Origin of the sequence: Pseudoalteromonas sp. XMcav11-Q, from assembly GCF_040104525.1 — a bacterium.
In the GTDB taxonomy this organism is placed as follows: domain Bacteria; phylum Pseudomonadota; class Gammaproteobacteria; order Enterobacterales; family Alteromonadaceae; genus Pseudoalteromonas.
In genome coordinates this window covers 16,778-32,813 of record NZ_JBECOX010000015.1, presented here as the reverse complement: position 1 = coordinate 32,813, position 16,036 = coordinate 16,778, and the positions used below count along the sequence as shown (strand labels likewise).

Here is a 16,036-nt window from a genome sequence, read left to right as displayed (position 1 = left end):
AGTATCATAATTGAGAGAGAATGTGTTTTGAAAACTAATTTAGTATGCTCTTTCCCCAAATGCGGTAGAACCTGGGTCAGATTCATACTTGCTAATTATATTAATCAGTATGTAAAAGTACACAAGTCAATAGATTTTTTTAGCGTGTTCACCTTATGCCCCAATTATAACTTAGATCCCGAGAGAGGGCTCCCTGCATATGCTTTATCACAGCAAGACCCTTTCGTTACTTTTAGTCATGCAGTATCTCATAGCAAAGAAGCTGATAAGTTGCTTATTATCAAACGCTGTCCATTAGACACTTTGGTTTCATACTATTTCCAGTTGTTAAATCGTCACAATAGAGATTTGCCTTCGCTATCAGAGTTCACTGTAACACAAGGTATTTTTTCACTAATTGAATTTTACAACGAACTTGCAGCAACACTCATCAATAAACGCTCCGAACAGTTAAAGACGATAAGTTATGAGAGTTTACATAGAAATACAATAGCTGTGATGAGCTCAGTGATCGAGTTTTTTGAACTGCCGCTGGAAGTTGATAAATTAACGCAAGCCATAGCATGTTCAACCTTTGATTCGCTGAGGCGTTTGGAAATAGAAAAAGGGTTTCCAAACTCACGGATAGTAATAGACCCTGCTAATCCAAACTCTTTGCGAGCGAGAGAAGGGAAGGTTAACGGACATATCCAACATTTTTCGCAGCCACAAATTGATAATATAAAAAATATACTGGACAGTCGGCTAACATCGCCAGCAAAAACACTGTTAAGCGAATACTTTTAAGAGGAAGGTTATGAATTTTAGCGAACTCGTATTACCAAAAGGACTACATGTAAGAATGTCGAAGCCAAGCGATAGCGGATTTTTACAAAGAGTACACAATGAAAAGCGTGACGATTTACGCCTAGTAGAGGGCGAGCCAGACTTTATAGAGTCCTTAATTGAATTACAATTCAAAGCAATGAATCAAGGATATGGAGAGCAATTTCCAAATGCAATGTACTTTATCATCGAAAAGCAGAATGAACCGATTGGCAGAGCTGTAATCGATTTTTCTGAGAATCAAGTGCATTTAGTAGACTTAGCTATTATTAAAAAGGCTAGAGGAAATGGGTTTGGGGAGGCTGTATTACGCTCATTTATGCACATAGCAGGTAAAATTGGTGCTTCAATGAGTTTGTGTGTGCTTTCTCATAATTTCGCAGCAAAACGTTTATACTTAAGACTGGGGTTCAGAGTGACGAGCATAGAAGGCCCGTCGGAAAAGATGATGTGGTACCCGCAGGCAGCATCTAAAATCTATGTTTGACTATACTAAGAGGTCATAATCGAAATAAGCAAACAGTGCGGCATAAGGAGTGAAGGCATTAATAGCAAAGGCTAGTTGTGCTTCACTCAGGCTTTCCATTTGCTGATTGTTAAAGTTGACTAACGGAGATGTCCGACCCTTGACGTTATGTATTGTTGAGAAATCCACAGAATCAAGAGTTGGCTCAAACTCCGCCAACTGCTTCGAAATTATTGTAGGGTTATCACAAATAGCTTCATAGTGAATAAGCAAATATGGAGCAGCGCAAGACTCTATATTTTGTTTTTGTTGCATAAAACACCAAATAATGTGGTCGACAGCGAGTTGCTCAATATTGTAAAGGTCAGCTCGACCACGAATTATCGACTCAAAGGTTGCGATCGGGTTTCGAACTAAAAAAATGAACTTGGCGTTATCAAATTCTTCAATAAGCATATTCATGCGAGCGATATTGCATGGTGACTTTTCGATAAACAAGTTGGCACCATTTTGAGGCTGTGTAACACAATTACTCCACCCTTTTCTGATAGCTGGCCAGTTGTAACTTCGAGGATCAGTTAGGCGGTTTAGTGTATTAAATTGGCTCCACACGTACATGCTAGCATCATGAGCAGGGTTTGGTCCGATAAACTCAGGCAGATATTGGCCCTCGGTTGGTAGGCTAAGTACATTTTTTCCTGCTGCTAATGTGTTAGACAATAGGGTCGAGCCTGAATTATTTGGACTTAAAATAAATAAGTGTGTAGTTGCCTGAGCGACGCGTTTTATTGGCCGAGCATCAAAAATCAGATGAATGCGGTCTTCTTGTGAACCATTAAAAACGCCATGTAAAGCAAGGTTATTAAGCTCGTACATTATGCCTGCTTTAAGAGAGTAGGAATTATCTTCTATGTGAAAATCAACAAGGGGATTGGTTTTAAGTGGTACATGTACGCGGTGGTATCTGGCAAACATTGGATCTGAATCGTAATGCTGTGAAATGCTGCGACCTGCTGGTAAACGAGCAAACATTATTTTTGATATATCCAACTTATGATAGCCATAGTACTGAGCAAATCTTGCAAAAATTGGTGCGAGTAATGGCTGAAATACGTTGAGCAGAGGCTCATTGACTCCCGTATATGAATCCGATTTAAAAAGTAAAACAATGCTACTTGTTTGCTTATGTACCTCATAAGAAGTTTGTCGATAAGTATTTTCTTGCCAATGAGACTCGGCCAAAGCATCGACCGCGGAACAAATATCGTTGATATCTACATGCCCTATTGTGAGCAAGGGTTTTGTTAATCGCACATTGGCTCCTTAGACACTTGCCAAAACTTAACTTTTGATTCTTTAATGAGTTAAATACATTACCACCACAAAAATATGTTGCGAAAAGGAAGAAATCAGTAGCGGTAACTGTAACTATATTATACATTTTCATCTATCTTATTGATAAATATTAATGATCTAGATATGACGGCAGAGACTAAACTATCATTTGGCATCGAATATTGCGAACGTTTTCCTGCCTTATTACACGCAATGCGTTCTACTATTCTCGTATCAAGCCATAACTTAGATGGATTGCTGATTATCAGTTCGAACGATGGTTGTGAAATTCAGTTACAAGTGGTGAGAATGCCACGAGTGCTGGGCGTTGCTGTTAATGCTTCACAAACTAAAATGGCTTTTGCAGCCTATGCACAATTATTGCGATATGACAGAGTAATGAAGCCACATGAACACCCAGTTTTGCAGTCTTTAGAGACTAAGCACGACTCATTTTATCATCCAGTACAAACACACGTCACGGGCTTTTTAGATACTCATGACGTAGCATTTGGAGGACTCAACGATGACGAACCAATATACTTAGTTAATACACGTTTCAACTGTATAGCGACGATAGAAAATGGCAAACAGTTTAAGTCTTTTTGGCGACCCCCTTTTATTAGTAAATTAGTTGCGCAAGACCACTGCCACTTAAACGGTATGGCGATGAAAGGTGGCAAGCCTGAGTTTGTTTCATATTTTAGCGATTTAGATAGTAAGCTTAGTTGGCAGAGTGAAAGCAGTTTTACTGGGGGAATTATGCGTATTAGTGATGAGAAGGTAATTGCAAACGAGCTCAGTTTGCCACATAGCCCAAAATGGCATAATGATTCGTTGTATTTTTGTGAGTCAGGTACTGGAAGCGTTTGGTGTTGGGATGTACGCGGGCTCAAAAAAGTGATTGAAGTAAACGGATTTACAAGAGGGCTTACTTTGACTGGTAAGCTCGGTTTTGTTGGTCTCTCGAAAATACGCGGTGCACGAGACGGTAGTAAGCGTTTTAGTGATATGCCGTTACTGTCGAACACCGATGAGCTATCAAGCGGTATTGTGGCTTTTGATCTTAGAAGTGGAGAAGAAATCGCCACACTAAACTTTTCTGGAGTATTAGATCAAATTTACGATGTTACGATAATAAAAGGCGAACGGTTCCCTAAAATATTTGAGATGGACGAGAATGAAGTAAGTGAGATAATCGTCTATAGTTAAGTCAAAATTCAGTGCAACTCGTAAGGTTGCACCTTCTTCTTAATTTCGATACAAAATAAGAAATTCAGTGTAATTGCATGTAATTGAATAATTATATTGATCGGATTACAATTTTTAGTTGGTTATTTGAAAATATTTGGCATTTAGAAGCAAAACTGGAATGACGGCTTTGCTTTTCTTTCTGCGTGTTAGTTTATTTTTCAGTACTGCATTAATGCAGGGAGTTTTAGGGAACCAGTATGAATCGTTCGAGTTTTAATTTTTCGCAGATCACAACCGCGACTAGCCAAGTTTTACATTCTGATGATAGAAAAACTTGGAGAGAGAACAATCAACGCATCCTTCATTTAAATGGTTGTAAGGTACTTACATTTGCTTTAATGGGGTTTTCCGCGGGTTATAGTGTGACTAGCTCAGCGCAAACGTCTAGTTATCAACATCCTGAAAAAGCTTCCAGTGCGCAGATAGGTGAGCCTTTAGAGCCTTCGGTTGAGTTTGATCTCGATGATTTTTTGGCGGGCTCAAAAGCTAGAAACCGTCATAGCCCTGTATTAAAACAAGTGATGAAAGAGCTTGAGCTGTTTTCAAATAATCATAAGTCTTTTATCGGGGATAACGATACTAAAGGGAAAATCAATACCGCGGCTGACGGTGTATGTTATGACGGTTTTTGCTATGGTGGTCCGAATGATAGACAGGCCTGCACAAGCGATACAGACTGTGCTTCAACACCACTCACGCCGGAGGTAAACGTAACAGGTAATGGTCAGACTATAGTCGACGGAGATGCGACACCCTCAACATCAGATCATACCGACTTCGGCACACATACCTCAGGTGATGCTAACTTAACCCGCACTTTCACTATTGGTAATTCAGGAACTGGGAGTTTGACGCTGAGCGGCTCACCTTTGGTCTCGATTTCTGGTTCTTCTGATTTTAGTGTGACTACGCAACCAGCTAGCAGCGTCTCATCAAGTGGTAGTACAACGTTTGTCGTAACATTAGATCCGTCGAGTGTCGGTGAACAGACCGCAACAGTTTCATTTAATAATAACGATTCAGACGAAAACCCTTATAACTTTCAAATTAAGGCGACGATAGAGGCGGCCAACACAGCGCCAGTGGTCGATTTAGATTCAACAAGTGGTAGTGATGACAGTAGCGCGTCTTTCTCAGAAGCGGGTGGGGCCGTTAGCATAGCTCCAAATGCGAGTGTGACTGAGTCTGATGGTGATACGATAAGCTCAGTACAGATTGAACTAACAAATACGCAGGGAGATACAGGAGAAGGACTATATGTTTCCGCTTCCGCTGTAGATACGTTAAAAGGTACATCAGGATCTTCAGCTTTTGAGGGAGCAAGTACGATTAGCATTTCGAGCCTTACAGCCTCAGCAGCAGAAGTGCAAACCTTCTTACAGGCAGTCACTTACAACAACACCTCCAGTAGTCCCAATGAAACCGCAAGAACTGTTACTGTTGTTATAAATGATGGTACAGTTAATAGTGCTTCTCGCACAGCGACTATTTCCGTGAGTAATGTCACTGCAGCAAGCAGTACCGCAGCCAGTTTTAATACAACAAACGGCACAAACTTATCTCCAGCAATCACCTTTACTGGTGACGATGAAACACTGACTATTGCTGACGCTAGCCATATAACGGGTTCAACTGCGGATGGGGGCGCAGGTACCGATACACTATTTGTAGTAACTGGCTCTAATCTAGCTAACTTTACGTCGCTAGCTAATTTTGAAACATTAACCCCAGACAATGACGGTGCTTTAACGCTGACCGAAGCGCAGCATGATGCGTTTACTACCATCAATGGCTCAGGTACAAACCAATTTACCATATCTAGCGCTGATGGAGATCAAACCCTAACCGGTGATAGCGATATTGAAACTTATGTGTTAGGCGCTGCAATGAACTTTACCATGGGAGCGGCGGCACAAAACGTGACGGGTAGCAGCGGGGATGACACGCTTAATGTAACCGGGTTTACGCCGTCAGGTACGCTCGCAGCTGGCGCAGGCACAGATACTCTACAAGCAGATAATGGTGCAAACATCAGTGGTGCTACACTCAGTGGTTTCGAATCACTGACCTTAAGCGATAATGCATCGGTCACTATGACGGAAGCGCAGCATGACAGCTTTACGACGATTACTGCGGCAGGCTCTGAGAGTATCACTATCAGTGATGTGAGTGATGGCTTAACAGGTAACAGTGCAATTGAAACTTACATACTTTCAGCGGCTAATACCTTTACGCTTGGCGCTGCTGGGCAAAGTGTAACAGGCAGCAGTGGTGACGACACCGTAAATGTTGGTACATTCACAGCTACTGGTACTCTAGCAGGAGGCAGTGGTACAGATACGCTTTCAATTAGTGATGGCGGAAATATCGCAGGCGCGTCAGTAAGCGGTTTTGAAAACCTTTCTGTAGCAACTGGTGGCTCTGCAACAGTTTCAGTATCTCAGTTGTCATCGTTTACTGGTTCGGTTTCCGGCGACGGCACTAATTCTCTAACTGTCTCTGGTGATGGCGATATTACAACGGTCTCAGCGCTTGAAAATTATACTTTATCTGATGATTTAACCAATTCAAGAACGGTGACCGTGAGCGGTGCAGGTCATTCTGTTACTGGTACTTCAACTTCAGACGCAATTACCTTCGATTTAGGTTCGCTCACTTATACTGGAACAATTACAGGCGAAAATACCACTGCCGATACTTTGTCTTTAAGTTCTGGTGCTGATATTACGGCAGCAAGTATAAACGCGGTCAGTAATTTAACGATAGCCTCCGGCGCGTCTGTTTCCATGACAGTAGCTCAACATGAAAGTTTTACTGGTAATATTTCAGCAGCTGGATCAGAAACTATCAATATCTCTGGTGATGGGGATATCACCACTTTCTCTTCGGTTGAAGTTTATAGTGTTGGTGACGATTCTAGCAATACTAGGACCATTACCATCAGTAACGGTACCACTGATGTTTCTGCAACGTCGAGCGATGATGCTGTTACCTTTAATATTGGTGGTAGCACCTACACTGGCGATTTAACTGGCGATCCAAATGTAGCAGACTCCGTTTTAGCGTCAGATGGTGCGGATGTAACTGGAGGTGGATTCTTCAATGTAGGAAACCTCAGCCTATCTAGTGGCGCAACTGTCGCGATTGATGTAGCCAATTTGAGTGATTTTGCAACAGCGATTTCAGGGGCTGCGGGCAGCGAGACATTAAAACTCATGGATGGTGGAACATTTGACTTCTCAACCTCCTCGGTTTCTGCCATTGAAGGTATTGCTATAGGAACAAACAGCGCAGCAACGATCACACTCACAGACAACTTTAATGCTGACGGTCAATCGGTGTCGGTTGCAAATGGCAGCGGCAGTGCAATCACGTCTGACCTAGTCATAGACGCTTCTGCGTTTTCTAGTGATGTGTTAGAAATAACGGCAACAGATTTGGATGGTTCTGATACGATCACAGGTGGTAGTGGTGCAGACACTATACGTCCTGGCGGCGGTACAGATACCATGACAGGTAACGATGGAAACGATAATTTTGTCGGTGAGCAAAGTGATTTAAATGGTGACACAATAGCCGATCTTAGCATCGGAGATAAGATAACAATTACAGGCGTCACAGGATTATCAACCAGCAATATTCGTTTCAGCGGCACGAGCACGTTAGAGGTGGATACCAATGCAACTGATTTCGCCAGTGTAGAAGTGTCGCTTTCCCTTACGAACGCCCCAGGGGAGGACCTAGCATTCACGGTCGCTGACTCTGGCAGTGATACAGTGATCACCTTTGAAGCTGCGAATGATGAGCCTATCTTTAGTAATTTAAATGGTGGTAATACCTTTACTGAAAATGGAACTTCGATTGCGATAGACAGCGATGTAACCATTGCAGATACTGAACTTGACGCACTCAATAGTGGAAATGGTAACTATGACGGTGCATCGCTAACAATCTCACGTTCAGGTGGTGCTAATAGTGAAGATGTATTTAGTAACACAGGGCTGCTAGGCACACTGACTCAGGGAGGCGCGCTAAGTTACAATAGCACTGAGGTCGGTACAGTAACAACTAACTCTGCAGGCACACTGGTACTTACTTTCAACAGCAGTGCTACTTCTGCGCTAGTGGATAATGTATTGCAATCAATTGGCTATGGTAACAGCTCTGAGGATCCAAGTTCATCTGTAACACTTAACTATACCTTTAATGATGGTACGGCAGACAGTACTGGTACAAATCAGGCCGCAGTTACTATTACTCCCGTAAATGATGCCCCTACCGATATTGCATTGACAGCAACAAGCATAGACCAATCGAATACCGGAACTGCTGCGACCGTGGCGACAGCCAGCACCACAGATGTGGAAAGTGGTGACAGTCATACCTATAGCTTGGTTACGGCTGGCAGTAGCGATGGTGGTACATGTAGCGCAAATACGGGTAACGGCAGTTTCCAATTTTCAGGAGCTACGTTACAAACGCAAGCATCAACATCTCCGGGTGACTATGTTATTTGTATTCAAACGAGTGATGGAACCGCAAGTTATCAAGAGTCATTCACGATAACAGTCAACGATGACGTGGCCCCAAATGCGCCATCGACACCAGACTTGGATGCGGCTTCAGACTCTGGGGCTTCAAGCTCAGACAACATTACCAATGACACCACACCAACTTTCAGTGGTACTGCTGAGAGCGGGGCGACGGTTAAATTATATAGTGATCAGGTAGGTGGAGGCACCACGGTCATTGGTACTGGCACAGCAACAGGTGGTAATTGGCAAATTACAACGGATCCGTTGACTGCAGGGTTATCACATTCGATTTTTGCGACTGCCACGGATGCGAGCACGAACGTAAGTAGTAGCTCTAGTTCTTTAAGCGTAACGATCGATAATACAGCCCCTACCGCGCCAAGCACGCCAGATCTGACCGCTGGGAGTGATACCGGCTCCTCAAATGCAGATAACATTACTAATGATACAACGCCCACATTCACAGGAAGTGCAACTACGGGCGACACAGTGACACTAATTTCTGATCTTGATGGCGTTGTTGGCTCAGCCACAGCTGCGGGAGGTGCATGGACTATTACTCCAAGTTCGGCGATGACCAGTGGTACGCACGCAATCACAGCGCGATCAACGGACACCGCCGGTAATATTACCAATAGCAGTAGCTTATCAATGGTCATCGATACGAGTGTTTCAGTGCCTAGTATTACGACTCCAATTGAGGGAGATGGTCAAATTAATGCCGCTGAAGACAATGATGTCTTGATTGCTGGCTCTGGTGCCGATGCTAACGTGACTGTTAGCGTGAGTATTACTGACGGTTCAGCAACGCTGAATCAAAATGTAACTTCCGATGGTAGCGGGAACTGGACTATCAGTGGCAGTGAGTTCAATGTTAGTGGATTTAGTAATGGCGAATTAACTGTATCGGCGACGCAAACAGATTCAGCAGGAAATATCTCTGGTGCAGCAAGTACCACTGTTACACTCGATAATACAGCACCTTCTGCACCGACAATTACGACACCAATTGAAGGTGATGGCCGAGTAAATGCGGCGGAAGATAATGATGTGTTGATTGTAGGAACGGGCGCTGAAGCGGGTAATAGTGTAACCGTTACTATACATGACGGTGCAAATAGTTTTAATCGAACGGTCACTGCGGACGGCTCAGGGGCCTGGACTATAAGTGGCTCGGAATTTGATGTCAGTACGTTTAACAATGGCACATTGACTGTATCAGCTACTCAAAGTGACGCAGCAGGTAATACCTCAAGTGCAGCTAGCACCACGATCACATTGGATAACTCAGCACCTTCAGCACCTGCGATCACAACGCCTATAGAAGGCGATGATTTAATAAATGCATCAGAAGATGATGATGTTTTGATAGTAGGAACGGGAGCGGAAGCTGGAAATAGCGTAGTTGTCACTATCAATGATGGTGTGAATAGTGCGGATCGTACTGTCACTGCTGATAGTTCCGGCGAATGGACAATAAGTGGCTCAGAATTTGATGTTAGCACGTTTAACAATGGCACATTGACGGTAACGGCATCGCAAAGTGATGCTGCAGGCAATACCTCAAGCGCAGCGAGCACGACAGTCACGCTAGACAACTCCGCACCAAGTGGGATTTCAGCTGCGATTGACCAAGATTTAATCAATGCAGGTAATGAAACTGCATTTAGCTTCACATTAACGGGCTTGGAATCAGCGGGTAGTTTTACTTATGAAATCTCAGACGGTAGCAGTTCAGTAACTAGCTCAAGTGCAATATCTATAACGGGTACTACCCACCAAGAGACTGGAATTAATGTCACCTCATTAAACGAAGGAACATTGACGTTATCTGTTACTGTAACTGATAACGCTGGGAATGAATCGAGTGCAGTAACTGACACCGTCACTAAAAAGTATAATGTTGCCCCTGTGCTCACAGGCACACCGGCAACGAGCGTCAATGAAGACAGTGAATACGACTTTACGCCGACCTTGACTGATTCTGACACAGCCGATACTCATACCTTTAGTATTACGAATAAACCAAGTTGGGCAACATTTGATACGCAAACGGGTAAACTTTCAGGTACTCCAGATGACTCTCATGTTGGCACGACTTCTAATATTGAAATTTCGGTGAGCGATGGTACGGATAGCGATACACTCACCGCATTTAATATTGAAGTTGTTAATACCAATGATGCACCAACTGGGCAAAGTACTAGCTTCACTATAGATGAAGGCGCAACACTAACGCGGGACTTTAATAATGGTCTACTGTCGCTTGCGAGTGACGATGATCTTGATTCCAACGACAGTCTAACGATAGTGAAAGACACCGATCCGCAATACGGCACGTTAACCCTCAACACCGACGGTAGTTTTAGCTATGTTCACGGGGGGAGTGAGAATCATACCGATAGCTTCACTTATCATGTTGAAGACAGTGCTAATGCCAGCTCACCGGTGTACACCGTAACAATCAATATGAACGCGATTGAAGACGCACCAACGGCTGTGAATGATACGCTGACTACGCTTGAAGATGCCTCAAACTCAGTGAATGTGCTTGCTAATGATAGTGACCCTGAAAACAACATGGTTGCCTCATCGGTTACTATCAAAACTCAACCGACTAAGGGACAGTTAAGCGTTACTAATGGGGTAGTGACCTTTACGCCAACCGCGAATGAAAATGGTTCGGATTCATTTACTTATACGGTTAAAGACTCGACTCTGGCTGAATCTAATGAGGCAACGGTTAGTATAACCATTACACCTGTAAATGATTTACCAGTCGTGGCTAACTTTACACCGAATATAGACGAAGACACGCCAACTTCAGCATTGCCCGTGAGAGCAAATGCAACGGATGTCGAAGATACCAACCCAACTGGTACTATTGCACTTGAGTCTCAGCCCAGTAAAGGTCAAGCGGCAATAGACTTGAATAATGGCACTATTACCTATACACCAAATGCCAATGAGACGGGGAGTGATAGCTTTACTTACTCGATTCTTGACAGTGAGGGTGGGAAGTCAAATATTGCGACTATTTCCGTCAATATTGGCGCTGTAAACGACCGACCTATAGCGGGTAATGACACGGTAACAACAAACGAAGATACCGCGACAACATTGGCAATTCTTGCAAATGACTCTGATGTTGAAGACCAAGGTTTTGATGGTTCAGATGTTGCGCTTGAAGATAAAGGTGATGGTGCAGGCAACTACGATCTCGCTACCGTTACGGTTGGTTCGGATGGTGTGCTCGCGATCACACCAAAACAAAACCAAAATGGTACATTGACCTTCACTTACACCGTAGAAGATAGTGAAGGGCTGCGTTCTGACCCTGCAACGGTTACTGTTAATATCACTGCGGTTAATGATGCGCCAGTTGCTGTTAACAACACGGCTCAATTACTTGAGGATGGCAACATTGAAATCAACGTATTGGGTAACGATACGGATGTAGATAGCCAGCTTAATGTCGCAAGTGTTGCTATTGTTAGTCAGCCTCAAGGCGGTTCACTACAAGTACTCACAACAGGTAATATTGTTTATACACCAAATGCTAATTTCTTCGGCAATGATAGCTTTACTTATACGGTACAGGATACTGAAGGGCTAGTTTCAAACGCGGCTACAGTGAATCTCACCGTGACATCAGTAAATGATGCACCTGTTATTTCGGGAACGCCTTCAACTTCTGTCAATGAAGATGATGCATATAGCTTTACACCGACGGCGACGGATATAGATGGTGATAGTTTAACGTTTAGCGTCACAAACCTTCCAGTTTGGGCGAATTTCAACGACTTAACAGGGGCTATTACAGGTACACCTACTGAAGGACAAGATGGTACATATAGCGGTATTGTTATTACGGTGTCAGATGGCCAAGCTGATGTATCGTTGCCTGCGTTCAGCATAGTGGTAAACGCTGTGAATGACGCTCCAGTTATCTCAGGTACGCCATCAACAAGTGTTAAACAAGACGACGCATACAGCTTTACGCCGACGGCATCTGATGTAGATTCTCAAACATTGACGTTTGCTGTGACCAACTTACCAGCTTGGGCAAGCTTTGATACGTCCTCTGGTAATATTGCGGGGACGCCGACTAGAGAAGATGTAGGTACTTATAGCAATATTGTCGTTAGCGTAAGCGATGGTGCCTTGCAAGCAAGCTTACCTGCATTTGAAATCAATGTTGAGGCAGTTAATGCAGCGCCGATTGCAAACAATATGCAAAGAAGCGTGCTTGAGGATGGAACGACAAGCTTCTCAGCAGATGTTAGCGATCCAGATGGTGATGCATTAACAATGGAGTTAGTGTCGCAGCCACAAAATGGTGCAGTTCAAATTCAAGGTACCGTGTTTAGTTATACACCATTGCCAAACTTTAATGGTTCCGATGTATTTACTTACACAGTGTCAGACGGTGAATTTAAGTCAAATACGGCTTCAGTCGCGATGACAGTAACTTCCGTAAATGATGCACCTATTGCCGTTGATGACAGTTTCACCTTCGATGCTGTGGCTTCTAATCAGTATGTTCTGCCAGTCTTGAGCAACGATAGTGATCCAGATGGCGGAACGCTAAGAATTATAGGTGCAAAAGCATCGATAGGCTCTGCGTTTATTTCAAATAACACCTTGACTTACCAAGCCGTGCAAAATACACAAGGGCCAATTGTTGTCACTTATATGATTGAAGATGAAGGTAAAGCCAGAGCAAAGGCTAATGCAAGTATTACGATTAATAATACAAGCACCGGCAATGCTCCTTCAATCACTACGCCAAGTGATTTAACAGTGGATGCAACTGGGTTATTCACAAAAGTGAACCTTGGTATTGCTGTCGCTACAGATAGCTCAGGAAACCCACTGCCAGTATCATTGGTTAGAGGTACACCTATCTTTGCACCTGGTAAACATATTGTTTATTGGCAGACAACTGATAATCAAGGACAACAAGCCACTGCGAGTCAAAATCTAAACGTCAATCCTCTGATCTCGCTGCAAAAAGATAGTCGAGTTGCCGAAGATCGTAGTCATTCTGTGAAGGTGTATCTAAATGGCACAGCACCAAGTTACCCAGTAACGGTGCCTTATACCGTAACTGGTACAGCCGATAGTAGTGATCACGATTTGCAGTCGGGTGAAGTGGTAATAAACGCAGGTACTAGTGCTACCATCACCTTTAATATCTTTGCTGATGGTATAAGTGAAGATAACGAAACCATTGTGATTTCCTTGAGTGACTCAGTTAACAGAGGCGCTAAATCTACTTCAACAGTAACAATTGTTGAGCAGAATGTGGCACCAAGCTTAACGGCGGTCGTGAAGCAAAGTGGTGAAGAGCGTAGCCTAATTACCGCCTCTAATGATGTGGTTACCATAGAAGCTTTGGTTGCTGATCCTAATCCGAATGATCAAGTGAGTGTCAGTTGGCAGCCAGATGCAGTGTTAGTCAATACATCGGATGATCCATTTATCTTTGAGTTTAGCCCTGAAAATGTACCTACGGGTATTTATAAAGTAGGGGTTACGGCAGAAGATAATGCGACCCCCAGTTTGTCGACATCTCGAACCGTGTTTATTGAGGTTGTTCCGTCATTAGGATTATTGTCCGGAGAAGATACTGATGGGGATTTAATTCCTGATGATCAAGAAGGCTATGTCGATCAGGATGGTGATGGTATTCCTGACTTCATGGATGCGATCACCGATTGTAATGTGGTGCAAGAACAAGCATTAGAATCAAATCAGTTCTTGGTGGAAGGTGATCCTGGTGTTTGCTTACGTAAAGGTGCAACTGTACCGCAGAATAATACGGGTGGCTTACAGCTGTTAGAGTCTGAGTTACCTTCAGATCCGGATGCAAATAATGCAGGTGGTTTGTTCGACTTTATTGCGACGGGGTTACCACAACCGGGAGATGTATATAGTATCGTGTTACCACAACGCAAACCTATCCCACTTAATGCGGTTTATCGCAAATTAATTGGCGGTGAGTGGCAAGACTTTGTGATTGGAGAAGGTAACGAGTTGCTCTCAACTCAAGGTGAGCCAGGTTTCTGTCCACCACCTGGAAGCAACGAATGGAGCGCAGGCCTTAGCGATGGTGATTGGTGTGTGCAACTACGTATAGTTGATGGGGGCCCAAATGATGACGATGGTATTGCCAATGGCAGTATTGTCGACCCAGGTGGAATTGCAGTACCAATTACGGATAACGCACAACCCATAGCTAACGCCGACAGTGTGACAATTGCTTCGGGGCAAACTATTGTTATTGACGTACTTGCAAACGATACGGACAGTGATAATGATGTACTCGCCATAACTGGTGCAAGCGTTGATTTTGGTGTGGTTAGTATAGAAAATAACCAACTGAATTACACACCACCAGCTGCATTTATGGGTAATGCTACTATTCAATATAGTGTCACTGATGGTCAGGGGGGATCGAGTAATAGTACCGCAACGGTTTCTATTATTGCTAATCAACCACCACAAGTTGCGAACGATACGGCAACCTCAAATGGCTCAAAAATTATCATTGATGTACTTGCAAATGATAGTGACCCTGAAGGTGGCGTGCTAAGCATTGTTTCTGCAACAGCAGGCCAAGGTTCTGTGGCCGTCAATATCGATGGTACGTTGAGCTACACACCAAAAACGGGATTTGAAGGTACAGATACAATTAACTATGTTGTTAAAGATGAGTTTGGTGCGACGGCTGAAGGCCAAGTAAATGTCACTGTAGCGGTGAAACAAGTTACATCAATAACTAACAAGTCCTCAGGGACTATGGGAGGAATGTTGATACTATTAATCAGCGCGGTGGTGATTCGCCGCAGAAAATCACTCTTACCTGCCTTTGCATTAGTAAGTAGTAGTTGTTTATTAACAACACAGGCACAGGCGAGCAATTGGGAGTTAGAGGCGACATTTGGGCAGTCAAATGCAGACAGTGAAATTAATTCTACTGAGCTAAACGTTGTCAGCTTAGATGAGAAAAGTAGCAGTTGGTCGATAGGCGCATTTTACGAATTAATACCCAATTGGCATATTGGACTTCGTTATATCGATCTTGGCCAAGGTAGCGTTGAGTTTTCGGGCTTAAGTGCTGATCCTGAACAAAGCCAAATGACTTTGGCACGAGTTGCTCCTGTCTTGCCTGATGGTCTTGCGTTGCAGTTCAATTATTCAAAACCATTTGCAGACAAATTTGTAGGGAAGATGTTCTTGGGCGCATTTAATTGGGATTACAAGATTAACAGCGTTCGGGATGGTCAATTTTCCACTCGTTATGAAGACAGCGGTACTAGCGGTTACATAGGTGGTGGTGTTCACTATCAGTTAAGTGAATCATTATCACTTGGAGTCGATTATAGCCATTATTTCATTTCAGCAAATGATGTAAATGACCTAGCTCTTAATTTGAGCTATCGTTTTTAAGCTTAACTGCAGTTTTAGCATTGAAAAGGCCTCAACTAAATGTTGAGGCCTTTTTATATTGGCTGTCACTCGGTGCAGCTTGTTTCATGATGGAGCCATTTTGATACGAGGTAAGTCTCTTCAATAGCTTATTTGGAAATCTTCAGCTGCTTTGAATCGGAAAGTG

Annotated in this window: 5 protein-coding genes; 4 read left to right on the top strand and 1 reads right to left on the bottom strand. The window is 43.4% G+C overall.

The genetic code is table 11. The features are described 5' to 3' along the window. Positions 1-27: 27 nt before the first annotated feature. Both ABMY45_RS19940 and ABMY45_RS19935 read left to right on the top strand, forming a co-directional pair. Positions 28-786: a sulfotransferase domain-containing protein gene (locus tag ABMY45_RS19940; RefSeq protein WP_349289393.1), complete on the top strand. Its 759-nt coding sequence runs from the start codon at positions 28-30 to the stop codon at positions 784-786. Positions 787-796: 10 nt separating this feature from the next. Beyond that, the gene (locus tag ABMY45_RS19935) at positions 797-1,312 is read left to right on the top strand and encodes a GNAT family N-acetyltransferase (RefSeq protein ID WP_349289392.1); all 516 of its coding nucleotides are present in this window, start codon (positions 797-799) and stop codon (positions 1,310-1,312) included. Here ABMY45_RS19935 and ABMY45_RS19930 read toward each other — a convergent pair whose 3' ends face one another. After that, entirely contained in the window at positions 1,313-2,605 is a 1,293-nt protein-coding gene (locus tag ABMY45_RS19930) for a sulfotransferase (RefSeq protein WP_349289391.1), read from the bottom strand. A 165-nt stretch (positions 2,606-2,770) separates the two neighbouring features. Here ABMY45_RS19930 and ABMY45_RS19925 point away from each other — a divergent pair, with 165 nt between their 5' ends. Together ABMY45_RS19925 and ABMY45_RS19920 are read left to right on the top strand one after the other, a co-directional pair. Continuing rightward, positions 2,771-3,838, top strand: a complete 1,068-nt coding sequence (locus tag ABMY45_RS19925) for a TIGR03032 family protein (protein ID WP_349289390.1) — start codon at positions 2,771-2,773, stop codon at positions 3,836-3,838. Between the two features lie 239 nt (positions 3,839-4,077). Then, a complete protein-coding gene (locus ABMY45_RS19920; RefSeq protein ID WP_349289389.1) occupies positions 4,078-15,870 on the top strand; it encodes an Ig-like domain-containing protein in 11,793 nt (3,930 codons plus the stop codon). Positions 15,871-16,036: the final 166 nt, after the last annotated feature.

Excerpts from the sequence above, each read along its gene's own strand:
- ABMY45_RS19925 (WP_349289390.1), top strand. The coding sequence starts at position 2,771 with ATGACGGCAGAGACTAAACTATCATTTGGCATCGAATATTGCGAACGT.
- ABMY45_RS19935 (WP_349289392.1), top strand. The coding sequence starts at position 797 with ATGAATTTTAGCGAACTCGTATTACCAAAAGGACTACATGTAAGAATG.
- ABMY45_RS19920 (WP_349289389.1), top strand. The coding sequence starts at position 4,078 with ATGAATCGTTCGAGTTTTAATTTTTCGCAGATCACAACCGCGACTAGC.